Below are 12,656 nucleotides of genomic sequence, written 5' to 3'. Positions count from 1 at the left end.
CTCTTTAAGTACTTAGTACTTTTCGCCACGGGCACGCAGTTCAGACAGAACTGTATCGATGCCTTTCTTATCAATTACACGCATACCTTTAGCAGATACACGCAGGGTGACAAAACGCTTCTCGCTCTCAACCCAGAAACGGTGAGAGTGCAGGTTCGGCAGGAAACGGCGTTTAGTCGCGTTCAGTGCGTGGGAACGGTTGTTACCGGTCACCGGACGCTTGCCAGTAACTTGGCAGACTCGGGACATGTCTATTCTCCAAAAATCAAATTAGCTCGAGCTTCGTATGGGGTATCGGCGCCTCGTCAGGCTTTACAGCCCGGTCATCGCATAGTTCTAAGTGAACTCTCGATTGCCAGGCCCAAATGCCAAACCCGAGATTCTCAAAGGTGGCGTAGTATACGCTGACTCGGCGGTGTGCTCAAGTCCCGAACAGACAAAGATCCCGATGGATCGCGAGAAATAGCCTAAATCCAGCCATGTTCTGCAAAAGAAATGTACTCTCCGCGGCCAATTATCAGATGGTCCAGCACACGAATGTCCATGAATTGACAGCATTTGATAATGCGTTCGGTAATTTCTTTGTCAGCTCTGCTCGGTTGTGCACAGCCAGAGGGGTGATTATGCGCGAGGATCACGCCGGCTGCATTCACTTTTATCGCTTCGCGCACAATTTCACGCGGATGTACCTCAACGTGGCTCAATGTGCCCGAAAAGAGGTGGCTATGTTTCAGTATCCGGTTTCTGTTGTCGAGAAAGATCACCATAAAGATCTCGCGCTCCGCATCCGCCAGCTGGCTTTGCAGGAATTCACGCGCGCCTTCTGGGGTCAGAACTGGATCCTCTTCTTCCAGACGGACATTGTAAAAACGCCGTGCAAGCTCGGCAATGCCCCTCAATTGAGCATATTTCGCCACGCCGATCCCCTCGACGTGCTTAAACTGAGCCAGGTCGGCAGTCAACAAGCCATACAGTGAACCAAAATGCCCTATCAGCTCTTTTGCCAGCGTAAATACCGTTTTTCCGGGCGTGCCGGTACGTAAAAAGAGCGCCAGGAGCTCATCGTCTTTTAACAGGGTTACTCCATAACGCAGCAGTTTTTCGCGCGGCAGCAACTGCTCATCCTCTTCTTCCATGCTCTTTCTCCCTTTTCCTCTCATGCTGCCACAAGCCAGACAGGCGCTCGACGGCGACGTTGCAGTCTTGCGTAACGCCTCGCAAAGTGTCCGAAGGACAAAATCACCCCATATTAGGGATTGTGATAAAATGCCCGCTCTCTGGTGAACCCCAACAGGAAAGAATCATGATGAGCCTGGCCGGTAAAAAAATCGTTCTTGGCGTGAGCGGCGGTATTGCTGCTTATAAAGCGCCGGAACTGGTGCGTCGTCTGCGTGAGCGTGGAGCCGATGTGCGGGTCGCGATCACCGAAGGCGGTAAAGCCTTTATCACTCCATTGAGCCTGCAGGCCGTTTCAGGATACCCGGTATCTGACAGCCTGCTTGATCCGGCAGCCGAAGCTGCGATGGGCCATATTGAGCTTGGGAAATGGGCTGACCTGGTTATTCTTGCCCCTGCCACGGCAGATTTAATCGCTCGTGTGGCGGCCGGCATGGCAAATGACCTGGTCTCAACCATTTGCCTGGCCACGCCTGCCCCCGTCGCCGTCGTACCCGCGATGAACCAGCAGATGTATCGCAATGCCGCCACCCAGCATAATCTGGAGACGCTGGCCGCTCGTGGCCTGTTAATTTGGGGACCGGATAGCGGCAGTCAGGCCTGTGGTGATATCGGCCCAGGACGTATGCTCGACCCGCTGACTATCGTTGATATGGCTGCAGCCCATTTTTCCCCTGTCAACGATCTGCAACATCTCAATATCATGATTACCGCGGGCCCAACGCGTGAACCGCTGGATCCGGTGCGTTACATCACTAACCACAGCTCCGGTAAAATGGGCTTTGCGATTGCGGCAGCGGCAGCAAAGCGCGGTGCAAACGTTACGCTTGTGAGCGGCCCGGTCTCATTACCTACACCGCCGTTTGTTCAGCGCATTGATGTGACTACCGCGCTGGAAATGGAAGCCGCAGTACAAGCACATGCGCAAAACCAACAGATTTTTATCGGCTGTGCGGCCGTCGCAGATTATCGCGCCGAGACCATCGCCGAGGCTAAAATCAAAAAGCAAGGTGATGAATTAACAATAAAAATGGTGAAAAACCCGGATATCGTTGCCGGTGTCGCCGCACTAAAAAGCCATCGACCTTACGTTGTTGGGTTTGCCGCAGAAACAAATAATGTGGAAGAATATGCCCGGCAAAAACGTACCCGCAAAAACCTCGATTTGATTTGCGCGAACGACGTATCGCTGGCCACGCAAGGATTTAACAGCGACAGCAACGCACTGCACCTTTTCTGGCAGGATGGAGATAAAGTCTTACCGCTTGAGCGCAAGGAACTCCTGGGCCAACAATTACTGGACGAGATCGTTACCCGTTATGATGAAAAAAATCGACGTTAAGATTCTGGACCCGCGTGTTGGCGAGCAATTTCCGCTGCCAACCTATGCCACCTCCGGCTCTGCCGGACTTGACCTGCGAGCCTGTCTCGATGACGCCGTAGAACTGGCTCCGGGTGCCACTACTCTGATCCCGACGGGTCTGGCGATCCACATTGCTGACCCATCACTCGCCGCAGTGATCCTGCCACGTTCTGGCCTGGGCCATAAGCATGGCGTTGTGCTGGGTAACCTGGTTGGCCTGATCGACTCCGACTACCTGGGTCAGCTGATGGTCTCCGTCTGGAACCGTGGTCAGGACAGCTTCACCATTGAACCTGGCGAGCGTATTGCGCAGATGGTCTTCGTACCGGTGGTACAGGCAGAATTTAACCTGGTGGAAGACTTTGACGCCACCGACCGTGGCGAAGGCGGCTTCGGCCATTCCGGGCGTAAATAATCGCCCAATAAATACGCGTCCCACAGCGCCATAATGCAATAACAAACCGCAAGCCTCAGTTTGCGGTCGCTGTGTGGATGCCAGCCTGGCAAGTGCTTATTTTCAGGGGTATTTTGTAACATGGCAGAAAAACAAACCGCGAAAAGGAATCGTCGCGAAGAAATACTTCAATCTCTGGCTCTGATGCTTGAATCCAGCGATGGCAGTCAACGCATCACCACCGCGAAACTGGCCGCTTCTGTAGGCGTGTCTGAGGCGGCGCTGTATCGTCATTTTCCCAGCAAAACCCGGATGTTCGACAGCCTGATCGAGTTTATCGAAGACAGCCTGATCACGCGCATCAACCTGATTCTGAAAGACGAAAAAGACACCACCGCGCGTCTGCGTCTGATTGTGCTGTTAGTCCTTGGCTTTGGTGAACGCAATCCGGGCTTAACCCGTATCCTGACCGGTCATGCCCTGATGTTTGAGCAGGACAGACTGCAGGGCCGCATTAACCAGCTTTTCGAGCGCATTGAAGCGCAACTGCGCCAGGTTCTGCGTGAGAAGAAAATGCGTGAAGGGGAAGGTTACAACACTGATGAGACGCTGCTGGCAAGCCAGATTCTGGCGTTTTGCGAAGGGATGCTCTCCCGCTTTGTGCGTAGCGAATTCAAATACCGTCCAACGGACGATTTTGACGCCCGCTGGCCGTTAGTGGCTACCCAATTGCAGTAACGCCGTAGGCCCGGTAAGCGTAGCGCTTCCGGGCAATAACATTACACGCCAAACTCTTCTCGATATGCGCGTACCGCTGCAAGATGGTCCGCCATCTCAGGCTTCTCTTCCAGATACGCAATCAGATCTTTCAGGGTGATAATCGACGTCACTTTACAGTTGTAATCGCGCTCCACCTCCTGAATGGCAGAGATCTCTCCGCGACCACGTTCCTGACGATCCAGAGAAATCAGCACGCCTGCAAGCGTCGCGCCATTGGCCTGGATAATTTCCATAGATTCACGAATTGCTGTGCCTGCAGTGATTACATCGTCGACCAGCATGACGCGGCCCTGCAACGCGCTGCCGACCAGATTTCCACCTTCACCGTGGGTTTTGGCCTCTTTGCGGTTAAAGCAGTATGGCACGTCGCGGTCGTGATGTTCTGCCAGCGCCACCGCTGTGGTGGTCGCAATCGGAATGCCTTTATAGGCCGGGCCAAACAGCAGGTCAAAATCAATCCCGGAATCCACCAGCGCTTCGGCATAGAAACGGCCTAACAATGCCAGATCGCGCCCGGTATTAAACAGCCCGGCGTTGAAGAAATAGGGGCTCTTACGCCCGGATTTCAGCGTAAATTCGCCAAACTTAAGTACCTGCTTGTTAAGCGCAAACTCAATAAACTGGCGCTGATACGATTTCATGGATTTGCTCCTTTGGTTTTTCTGTCTTACAGGCAAAAAAAAGGCGACTCATTGGTCGCCTTTAAAATCAATTTTCTAACGCCGCTTTCTGCGTCGTTACAATAGATTCGATTCCCCCTCGGGCCAGAGCCAGCAAGGTAAGAAGTTCTTCATGGGTGAATGGCTCACCTTCTGCAGTGCCCTGCACCTCAATGATGCGACCGTCTTCGGTCATCACCACGTTCATGTCCGTCTCGGCAGCGGAATCTTCCACGTATTCCAGATCGCAAAGCGCTTCGCCGTTAACGATACCCACGGAAACGGCTGCAACCATCCCTTTCATTGGATTGGTTTTCAGCTTACCGGCTGCAACCAGTTTATTCAGGGCATCGGCCAGCGCTACGCAGGCACCAGTAATCGACGCCGTACGCGTACCGCCGTCTGCCTGAATCACATCACAGTCAAGGGTAATGGTGTATTCACCGAGCGTTTTCAGATCAACGGCGGCGCGCAGCGCACGCGCGATCAGACGCTGAATCTCCATGGTACGGCCACCCTGTTTACCCTTTGCCGCTTCGCGGGCATTACGGGTATGGGTCGCACGCGGCAGCATGCCGTATTCAGCCGTGATCCAGCCCTGGCCCTGACCTTTCAGAAAGCGCGGAACACCTTCTTCAATAGATGCAGTACACAGTACTTTGGTGTCACCAAACTCAACCAGCACGGAGCCTTCAGCGTGTTTTGTATAGTTACGGGTCAGGGTGACGGGACGCACCTGATTGGCGCTACGACCTGCTGGACGCATGATGAATTCTCCGGCTTGAAACGAATGTGGCTGCGCATTATACGGATAAAGGACGCTTATTCCTATCCTGAGAAGCCCCCGAAAGCTATAATCCCCCCATCTCTCCTTTAAAAACGGGAATATCTATGATCCGCAGTATGACCGCCTACGCCCGGCGTGAAATCAAGGGTAGCTGGGGTAGCGCTACCTGGGAAATGCGCTCGGTAAACCAGCGCTATCTGGAAACCTATTTCCGTATGCCGGAGCAGTTCCGCAGCCTTGAGCCCGTCGTACGTGAGCGAATCCGTACGCGTCTGACGCGCGGTAAAGTGGAATGTAACCTGCGTTTTGAGCCTGATGCCAGCGCGCAGGGCGAACTGATCCTCAACGAAAAACTGGCAAAACAGCTCGTTAATGCAGCGAACTGGGTCAAAATGCAGAGCGATGAAGGCGAAATCAACCCGGTTGATATTCTGCGCTGGCCAGGCGTCATGGCCGCCGGTGAGCAGGACCTGGATGCCATTGCCGCTGAAATTCTCAGTGCCCTTGACAGCACCCTGGATGACTTTATCGTTGCCCGCGAAACCGAAGGTCAGGCACTGAAGGCGATGATTGAGCAGCGTCTTGAAGGCGTTAGCACTGAAGTAGCGAAAGTGCGCACCCATATGCCTGAAGTGCTGCAATGGCAGCGCGAGCGCCTGGTCGCCAAACTGGAAGAAGCCGAAGTTCAGCTGGAAAATAACCGTCTGGAACAAGAGCTGGTGCTGATGGCGCAGCGCGTTGACGTAGCTGAAGAGCTGGATCGTCTGGAAGCGCACGTTAAAGAGACCTACAACATCCTGAAGAAGAAGGAAGCTGTGGGCCGCCGTCTGGACTTTATGATGCAGGAGTTCAACCGCGAGTCGAACACCCTGGCGTCTAAGTCGATCAATGCCGAAGTAACCAACTCAGCGATTGAACTTAAGGTTCTGATTGAGCAAATGCGCGAGCAGATCCAGAATATCGAGTAACACCTTCCGGATGGCGTCGGATGGCGTCATCCATTATTATTTCTAATCCGTTACATGCCGGGATTTCTCATCTCACCACCATTCATAAGCCATTTACGGTAAGGCTTGATAATATTTTATATGGCAAACTGAATCGCCTTAGAAAATCTCAATCGTGATCTTGCGCACAAATCGCTAACCTCCCCACGTTCACTCCGGAGGTTATATGTTGCTTCACATTCTCTATATTATTGGTATCACCGCAGAGGCCATGACTGGCGCACTCGCCGCCGGACGTCGCCGGATGGACACCTTCGGTGTGATCATTATCGCCACTGCTACCGCATTGGGCGGCGGTTCTGTACGCGATATCCTGCTTGGTCATTACCCACTCGGTTGGGTTAAACACCCCGAGTATGTGATTATCGTGGCGACAGCCGCAGTATTAACCACCATTGTTGCCCCCGTTATGCCTCATCTGCGCCGCTTGTTCCTGGTGCTTGATGCACTGGGGCTGATCGTCTTTTCGATCATCGGAGCACAAATCGCGCTCGATATGGGTGAAGGACCTGTTATTGCCACCATTGCCGCGGTGATCACGGGCGTATTCGGAGGTGTACTGCGCGATATGTTCTGCAAACGCATTCCTCTGGTCTTTCAAAAAGAGCTGTATGCCGGCATATCCTTCGCAGCAGCAGTGCTGTATATCGCCCTGCAACATTACGTGTCGAACCATGATGTGGTGGTCATCTCCACGCTGCTGTTCGGCTTTACAGCGCGCATGCTGGCGCTGCGGCTGAAGCTTGGACTGCCTGTTTTTCACTACAAACACAGCGCTCATTGATGTCAAAATCCCTTGATGTGCTGCTCCGCTAGCCACTTTGCCAGCACATCTACCTGAGGCGCGTGCATCCAGTTAACGATTTGCCGCGCTTTCTCCTCTCCCGTCCCCGGCAAGGACTGCCAGTCCTTTTCATTACGCGCGCTCATCTTCTGCCAGGACATGTCCCCCATCGCCTTCAGCGAGGCCTGTGTCAGCGGCACACCCAACGCCATAAGCCAGCGAATAAAAGGTTGCTCACGCACCAGATTAAAGCGATGCCAGAGCGCTAACCCACGCGCAGCGGAAAACCCCGGCGTAGACTGCAGCTGCGACTGAGTTAATAACAGCCATGAAAAGAGATGTTCAAAATGATGTGCTTGCCAGAGTGCCCGCCATCCTGATTCTCCTAAACCTTCAATGTTGAATACCTGCTTTGAGCTGAGCCACGTCAACCGCGCAAAGAATTGTTCCATACACTCCGGTGAAGCATAAAAACAGCTCATTGAATGATAACGCGAGGGCGGAGGGAGTGGTTTTTGTCGGTCCGTTCCTCGCCAGACCACCTTATCAAACCGGGGGATACCCTGACCGGCCAGGCTAACCTGTATCTGATCGCCCGGGGCAATATCCAGACTCTGCCAACGACCGACCGATCCCAGGCTCACTCGCTGCACCTGTTTATCATCCAGTAGCACCGGTTCCAGCGCTGCTACAACGGAAATTTTGCCCGTTCGCCCCACGGTAAAACGAATATCACTGACCTCTGTTACCTGTGTTGCAGGGGAATATTTCCACGCGACAACCCAGTTACCTTCCCCGGGCAACCAGTTTTCACCCTGGGGAGAATCTGCGGATCGCACTACAATGCCATCCGTAGCAAAGGGTAATGCCGTGTTTTGCCACGTTGAACGCTGTTTATCGACGCCTTCTACAGTCTCAACTGGCAAGGTATAGCGCGCCGTCAGAGGAAACCCTGCACTGGTAAGTTCAGACAACATGCTTTGCATATCTTTGGGTCCATCCGGCCAGGCCCAGATAAATATCCCTGTCTGTTTCAGAAGCGCGTTGTCCTTTTGCCGCATCATCGCACCCGCCACTTTTGCGCGTGCATTCAATCCCCCCATCTGTCGTTGAATGTGGTTTTCGCGCAACCAAAAAAGCTCCCCTTGCAGGACACTGTTTGCCAGCGCACCCGACACGTCTTGAGGGACTGACGGGATCAAACGCACTTGTGCAGTCCAGTCCTCACCTTTAAGGCCATTACCACGACTGATGGCCTGAATTAACTTTCCGTCACGATAGACCAGCGTCACCGCCACGCCATCGACTTTTGGCTGCATCCAGAGATTGTGCCGGGCATGCATCCACGTGCGAAGCGCCTCTTTACTGGCCACTTTATGGACCCCGGTATGGGCGACAGGATGTTTGATATTTCCCGTCAGGGCAGGAATGGCGGCATCCAGTGATTCACTGCCAAAACAGTGCTGCCACTGTTTTAACCGGCCGCTAAGCTGGTCGTATACCTCGTCATTGACCTCGCTAACGCCCTGTTTCCAGTAGGCATCATCCCAGCGTTTGATTTGCGCACTTAAGGACGCAATTTCTTTCTCTGCTTTTGCCTGTGACCACACCGGACACACAGCAACCCCATAACCACACCACAACAGCATTAACCCGCTTATCCATTGCCACATCTCAACCCTCCTTTGTGTTGCAGGAGGTATACCCGGATGCCTGACACAACGCTAACGTCAACGTTTCACAATGCGAGACGCTGTCCGGTATTTCTTTTGGTTGCAGAAAACCACAGATAAAACCTGAAAACGGCACGCAAAATTCAATATTCGAGGGGAAAAAGTGTGACAAAGACTACGTCACAGAGCGGTGACGTGTATAATAAGCCCGTATGTAGGACTTCTTCGCTAACACATACAAAAGACTCTCATGGCTCAAGGCACGCTTTATATTGTTTCTGCCCCAAGTGGCGCGGGTAAATCCAGCCTTATTCAGGCACTGTTAAAAACCCAACCGTTGTACGACACACAGGTTTCTGTTTCTCACACCACGCGAGCGCCGCGTCCGGGTGAAGTACACGGTGAACACTATTTCTTTGTGAATCACGACGAATTCAGAGCGATGATTGGCAGAGACGCGTTTCTTGAACACGCAGAAGTGTTCGGTAACTATTACGGCACCTCGCGTGAAACCATTGAGCAAGTTCTGGCAACTGGCGTAAATGTGTTCCTGGATATCGACTGGCAGGGCGCACAGCAGATTCGCAAGAAGATGCCTGACTCACGCAGCATCTTTATTTTACCGCCATCGAAAGATGAGTTGGATCGCCGCCTGCGCGGTCGTGGCCAGGACAGCGAAGAAGTGATCGCAAAGCGTATGGAACAGGCAGTTGCAGAAATGAGCCATTACGCGGAATATGATTACCTTATTGTGAATGATGATTTTGATGCCGCGCTGAGCGATCTCAAAACCATTCTTCGCGCAGAACGTCTGCGTATGAGCCGCCAGAAGCAGCGACATGACGCATTAATCACCAAACTGTTGGCAGACTGAACCCACTTTCAGTATCATGCCCAGTCATTTCTTCACCTGTGGAGCATTTTAAGTATGGCACGCGTAACTGTTCAGGACGCTGTAGAGAAAATTGGTAACCGTTTTGACCTGGTGCTGGTCGCCGCGCGTCGCGCTCGTCAGATGCAGGTAGGCGGTAAAGATCCGCTGGTACCGGAAGAAAACGATAAAACTACCGTTATTGCACTTCGCGAAATCGAAGAAGGTCTGATTAACAACCAGATCCTCGACGTGCGCGAGCGCCAGGAGCAGCAAGAGCAGGAAGCCGCAGAACTGCAGGCCGTAACCGCTATTGCTGAAGGTCGTCGTTAATTAAACCTGCGGGTCGCCCTTGTATCTGTTTGAAAGCCTGAATCAACTGATTCAAACCTACCTGCCTGAAGACCAGATTAAGCGTCTTCAGCAGGCGTATCTCGTTGCACGTGACGCTCACGAGGGCCAGACACGTTCAAGCGGTGAACCCTATATCACGCACCCGGTAGCGGTAGCCTGTATTCTGGCCGAGATGAAACTCGACTACGAAACACTGATGGCCGCTCTGCTGCACGACGTGATTGAAGATACCCCTGCCACTTACCAGGACATGGAACAGCTGTTTGGCAAAAGCGTTGCCGAACTGGTGGAAGGGGTCTCTAAGCTTGATAAGCTGAATTTCCGCGACAAGAAAGAGGCGCAAGCCGAAAACTTCCGCAAGATGATTATGGCGATGGTGCAGGACATCCGCGTCATTCTTATCAAACTCGCTGACCGTACCCACAACATGCGCACGCTGGGCTCACTTCGCCCGGATAAACGTCGCCGCATTGCCCGTGAAACCCTCGAAATCTACAGTCCACTGGCGCATCGTTTAGGTATCCATCACATTAAAACCGAGCTGGAAGAGCTGGGTTTTGAAGCGTTGTACCCGAACCGCTATCGTGTGATTAAAGAGGTGGTGAAAGCCGCACGCGGTAACCGTAAAGAGATGATTCAAAAGATCCTCTCGGAAATCGAAGGGCGTTTACAGGAAGCGGGAATTCCGTGCCGCGTCAGCGGTCGTGAAAAACATCTGTACTCCATTTACTGCAAAATGGTGCTCAAAGAGCAGCGTTTTCACTCGATCATGGATATCTACGCGTTCCGCGTGATCGTCCACGACGCCGACACGTGCTATCGCGTGCTGGGGCAGATGCACAGCCTGTATAAACCGCGTCCGGGTCGCATGAAAGATTACATCGCCATTCCAAAAGCGAACGGCTATCAATCTTTGCACACCTCGATGATCGGGCCACACGGCGTGCCGGTTGAAGTGCAAATTCGCACCGAAGATATGGACCAGATGGCAGAGATGGGTGTTGCCGCACACTGGGCGTATAAAGAGCACGGTGGCGAAAGCAGTACCACCGCACAAATCCGCGCACAACGCTGGATGCAGAGCCTGCTGGAACTTCAGCAGAGTGCGGGCAGCTCGTTTGAATTTATCGAGAGCGTTAAATCCGATCTCTTCCCGGATGAGATTTACGTTTTCACCCCAGAAGGCCGTATTGTCGAACTGCCTGCGGGCGCAACGCCGGTCGACTTCGCTTACGCCGTGCATACCGATATTGGTCATGCCTGCGTGGGTGCACGCGTCGACAGACAGCCTTACCCGCTGTCTCAGCCGCTCTCCAGTGGCCAGACGGTGGAAATTATTACCGCACCGGGCGCACGTCCGAACGCGGCCTGGCTGAACTTTGTCGTGAGTTCTAAAGCACGCGCCAAAATCCGTCAGTTACTGAAAAACCTCAAGCGCGATGATTCGGTCAGTCTGGGACGTCGTCTGCTCAACCACGCGTTGGGCGGCAGCCGTAAGCTGGCTGAAATCCCGCAAGAGAACATTCAGCGTGAGCTGGAGCGCATGAAACTCGCCTCGCTTGATGACCTGCTGGCAGAGATCGGCCTCGGTAACGCCATGAGTGTAGTGGTAGCGAAAAATCTGCAACAGGGGGATGCCTCCGTTGCGCAGCCCGCTACGCAAAGCCACGGTCATTTGCCTATCAAAGGCGCAGACGGCGTGCTTATCACTTTCGCAAAATGCTGCCGTCCAATCCCTGGCGACCCGATTATTGCGCACGTCAGCCCGGGCAAAGGGCTGGTTATCCACCACGAATCCTGTCGTAACATTCGCGGCTACCAGAAAGAAGCCGAGAAGTTTATGGCGGTCGAGTGGGATAAAGAGACCGCACAGGAATTTATCACCGAAATTAAGGTGGATATGTTCAACCACCAGGGTGCCCTGGCGAACCTGACGGCAGCGATCAACACGGCCTCTTCCAACATTCAGAGTCTGAATACGGAAGAAAAAGATGGCCGCGTATACAGCGCCTTTATTCGTCTGACCGCCCGCGACCGCGTGCACCTGGCGAACATTATGCGCAAGATCCGCGTCATGCCGGACGTGATTAAAGTCACCCGAAACAGAAACTAGTTTTATGAATGCACAACGTTATGCACGTATCTGCGAGATGCTCGCCAGGCGTCAGCCAGACCTGACGGTCTGCATGGAGCAGGTCCATAAGCCCCATAACGTTTCTGCCATTGTCCGTACTGCAGACGCCGTCGGCGTGCATGAAGTGCACGCTGTCTGGCCGGGCTCCCGCATGCGTACCATGGTATCTGCCGCTGCAGGCAGTAACAGCTGGGTTTCTGTCAAACACCACCAGACCATAGGCGAAGCCGTAACCCACCTGAAAGGGCGCGGTATGCAGGTACTTGCCACTAACCTGTCCGCTAAAGCCGTAGATTTCCGCGAGATCGACTACACCCGTCCGACCTGTATTTTGATGGGTCAGGAGAAAACCGGTATCACTCAGGAAGCACTGGATCTGGCGGATCGGGACATTATCATTCCGATGATCGGTATGGTTCAGTCCCTCAATGTTTCTGTGGCCTCCGCGCTTATTCTTTATGAAGCGCAGCGCCAGCGTCAGAATGCCGGAATGTACAAACGCAGCAACAGTATGCTGCCGGAAGATGAACAGCAGCGCCTGCTGTTTGAAGGGGGTTATCCGGTGCTGGCTCGCGTTGCGAAACAGAAAAAATTGCCTTACCCCCACGTCAACGCGCAGGGCGAAATTGAAGCCGATGGCGAGTGGTGGGCCACCATGCAGTACGCCGGGTAAC

General features: G+C 53.4%; 14 protein-coding genes. 9 read left to right on the top strand and 5 right to left on the bottom strand.

Going from position 1 to position 12,656, the window contains the following annotated elements; genetic code table 11:
• Positions 1-12: 12 nt before the first annotated feature.
• Both rpmB and radC read right to left on the bottom strand, forming a co-directional pair.
• Entirely contained in the window at positions 13-249 is a 237-nt protein-coding gene (gene rpmB / locus LCD46_00440) for a 50S ribosomal protein L28 (GenBank protein ID UOY70855.1), read from the bottom strand.
• 218 nt (positions 250-467) lie between these two features.
• Entirely contained in the window at positions 468-1,136 is a 669-nt protein-coding gene (gene radC, locus LCD46_00435; GenBank protein UOY70854.1) for a DNA repair protein RadC, read from the bottom strand.
• 170 nt (positions 1,137-1,306) lie between these two features.
• On the opposite strand from radC, the gene coaBC reads away from it, so the two are divergent.
• From coaBC to slmA, 3 genes are all read left to right on the top strand, one after another.
• Positions 1,307-2,518: a bifunctional phosphopantothenoylcysteine decarboxylase/phosphopantothenate--cysteine ligase CoaBC gene (coaBC, locus tag LCD46_00430; GenBank protein UOY73040.1), complete on the top strand. Its 1,212-nt coding sequence runs from the start codon at positions 1,307-1,309 to the stop codon at positions 2,516-2,518.
• Entirely contained in the window at positions 2,496-2,954 is a 459-nt protein-coding gene (dut, locus tag LCD46_00425) for a dUTP diphosphatase (GenBank protein UOY70853.1), read from the top strand. Before coaBC ends, dut begins: the two co-directional genes overlap by 23 nt.
• A 120-nt stretch (positions 2,955-3,074) precedes the next feature.
• Entirely contained in the window at positions 3,075-3,671 is a 597-nt protein-coding gene (slmA, locus tag LCD46_00420; GenBank protein UOY70852.1) for a nucleoid occlusion factor SlmA, read from the top strand.
• Between the two features lie 41 nt (positions 3,672-3,712).
• On the opposite strand, the gene pyrE is transcribed toward slmA, so the two are convergent.
• Positions 3,713-4,354: an orotate phosphoribosyltransferase gene (gene pyrE / locus LCD46_00415; protein ID UOY70851.1), complete on the bottom strand. Its 642-nt coding sequence runs from the start codon at positions 4,352-4,354 to the stop codon at positions 3,713-3,715.
• Between the two features lie 67 nt (positions 4,355-4,421).
• Positions 4,422-5,138, bottom strand: coding sequence for a ribonuclease PH (gene rph, locus LCD46_00410; GenBank protein ID UOY70850.1), 717 nt, complete (start codon positions 5,136-5,138; stop codon positions 4,422-4,424).
• Between the two features lie 125 nt (positions 5,139-5,263).
• On the opposite strand from rph, the gene LCD46_00405 reads away from it, so the two are divergent.
• Both LCD46_00405 and LCD46_00400 read left to right on the top strand, forming a co-directional pair.
• Complete coding sequence (locus LCD46_00405) at positions 5,264-6,127, top strand: YicC family protein (GenBank protein UOY70849.1); 864 nt, start codon at positions 5,264-5,266, stop codon at positions 6,125-6,127.
• Between the two features lie 205 nt (positions 6,128-6,332).
• Positions 6,333-6,950, top strand: coding sequence for a trimeric intracellular cation channel family protein (locus LCD46_00400; protein UOY70848.1), 618 nt, complete (start codon positions 6,333-6,335; stop codon positions 6,948-6,950).
• 2 nt (positions 6,951-6,952) lie between these two features.
• Here LCD46_00400 and ligB read toward each other — a convergent pair whose 3' ends face one another.
• Positions 6,953-8,623, bottom strand: a complete 1,671-nt coding sequence (gene ligB / locus LCD46_00395) for an NAD-dependent DNA ligase LigB (GenBank protein ID UOY70847.1) — start codon at positions 8,621-8,623, stop codon at positions 6,953-6,955.
• 250 nt (positions 8,624-8,873) lie between these two features.
• On the opposite strand from ligB, the gene gmk reads away from it, so the two are divergent.
• From gmk to trmH, 4 genes are read left to right on the top strand one after another with little or no spacing between them, the layout of a single operon-like run.
• Positions 8,874-9,497, top strand: coding sequence for a guanylate kinase (gene gmk / locus LCD46_00390; protein UOY70846.1), 624 nt, complete (start codon positions 8,874-8,876; stop codon positions 9,495-9,497).
• Positions 9,498-9,551: 54 nt separating this feature from the next.
• On the top strand, positions 9,552-9,827 hold the full coding sequence (gene rpoZ, locus LCD46_00385) for a DNA-directed RNA polymerase subunit omega (protein ID UOY70845.1): 276 nt from the start codon (positions 9,552-9,554) through the stop codon (positions 9,825-9,827).
• 19 nt (positions 9,828-9,846) lie between these two features.
• Positions 9,847-11,961, top strand: coding sequence for a bifunctional GTP diphosphokinase/guanosine-3',5'-bis pyrophosphate 3'-pyrophosphohydrolase (gene spoT / locus LCD46_00380; protein UOY70844.1), 2,115 nt, complete (start codon positions 9,847-9,849; stop codon positions 11,959-11,961).
• Between the two features lie 4 nt (positions 11,962-11,965).
• Positions 11,966-12,655, top strand: coding sequence for a tRNA (guanosine(18)-2'-O)-methyltransferase TrmH (gene trmH, locus LCD46_00375; GenBank protein UOY70843.1), 690 nt, complete (start codon positions 11,966-11,968; stop codon positions 12,653-12,655).
• Position 12,656: the final 1 nt, after the last annotated feature.

Origin of the sequence: Enterobacter ludwigii (assembly GCA_023023105.1) — a bacterium.
In the GTDB taxonomy this organism is placed as follows: Bacteria; Pseudomonadota; Gammaproteobacteria; order Enterobacterales; family Enterobacteriaceae; genus Enterobacter; species Enterobacter adelaidei.
Note: the sequence above shows the minus strand (reverse complement) of the source record. Positions and strands in the feature narration are given on the sequence as shown.

Bases quoted from the DNA above. Each gene is read 5' to 3' on its own strand.
- ligB (UOY70847.1), bottom strand. From the start codon at position 8,623: ATGTGGCAATGGATAAGCGGGTTAATGCTGTTGTGGTGTGGTTATGGG.
- rpmB (UOY70855.1), bottom strand. From the start codon at position 249: ATGTCCCGAGTCTGCCAAGTTACTGGCAAGCGTCCGGTGACCGGTAAC.
- slmA (UOY70852.1), top strand. From the start codon at position 3,075: ATGGCAGAAAAACAAACCGCGAAAAGGAATCGTCGCGAAGAAATACTT.
- pyrE (UOY70851.1), bottom strand. From the start codon at position 4,354: ATGAAATCGTATCAGCGCCAGTTTATTGAGTTTGCGCTTAACAAGCAG.
- LCD46_00400 (UOY70848.1), top strand. From the start codon at position 6,333: ATGTTGCTTCACATTCTCTATATTATTGGTATCACCGCAGAGGCCATG.
- trmH (UOY70843.1), top strand. From the start codon at position 11,966: ATGAATGCACAACGTTATGCACGTATCTGCGAGATGCTCGCCAGGCGT.
- coaBC (UOY73040.1), top strand. From the start codon at position 1,307: ATGAGCCTGGCCGGTAAAAAAATCGTTCTTGGCGTGAGCGGCGGTATT.
- LCD46_00405 (UOY70849.1), top strand. From the start codon at position 5,264: ATGATCCGCAGTATGACCGCCTACGCCCGGCGTGAAATCAAGGGTAGC.
- dut (UOY70853.1), top strand. From the start codon at position 2,496: ATGATGAAAAAAATCGACGTTAAGATTCTGGACCCGCGTGTTGGCGAG.
- gmk (UOY70846.1), top strand. From the start codon at position 8,874: ATGGCTCAAGGCACGCTTTATATTGTTTCTGCCCCAAGTGGCGCGGGT.
- radC (UOY70854.1), bottom strand. From the start codon at position 1,136: ATGGAAGAAGAGGATGAGCAGTTGCTGCCGCGCGAAAAACTGCTGCGT.
- rph (UOY70850.1), bottom strand. From the start codon at position 5,138: ATGCGTCCAGCAGGTCGTAGCGCCAATCAGGTGCGTCCCGTCACCCTG.
- rpoZ (UOY70845.1), top strand. From the start codon at position 9,552: ATGGCACGCGTAACTGTTCAGGACGCTGTAGAGAAAATTGGTAACCGT.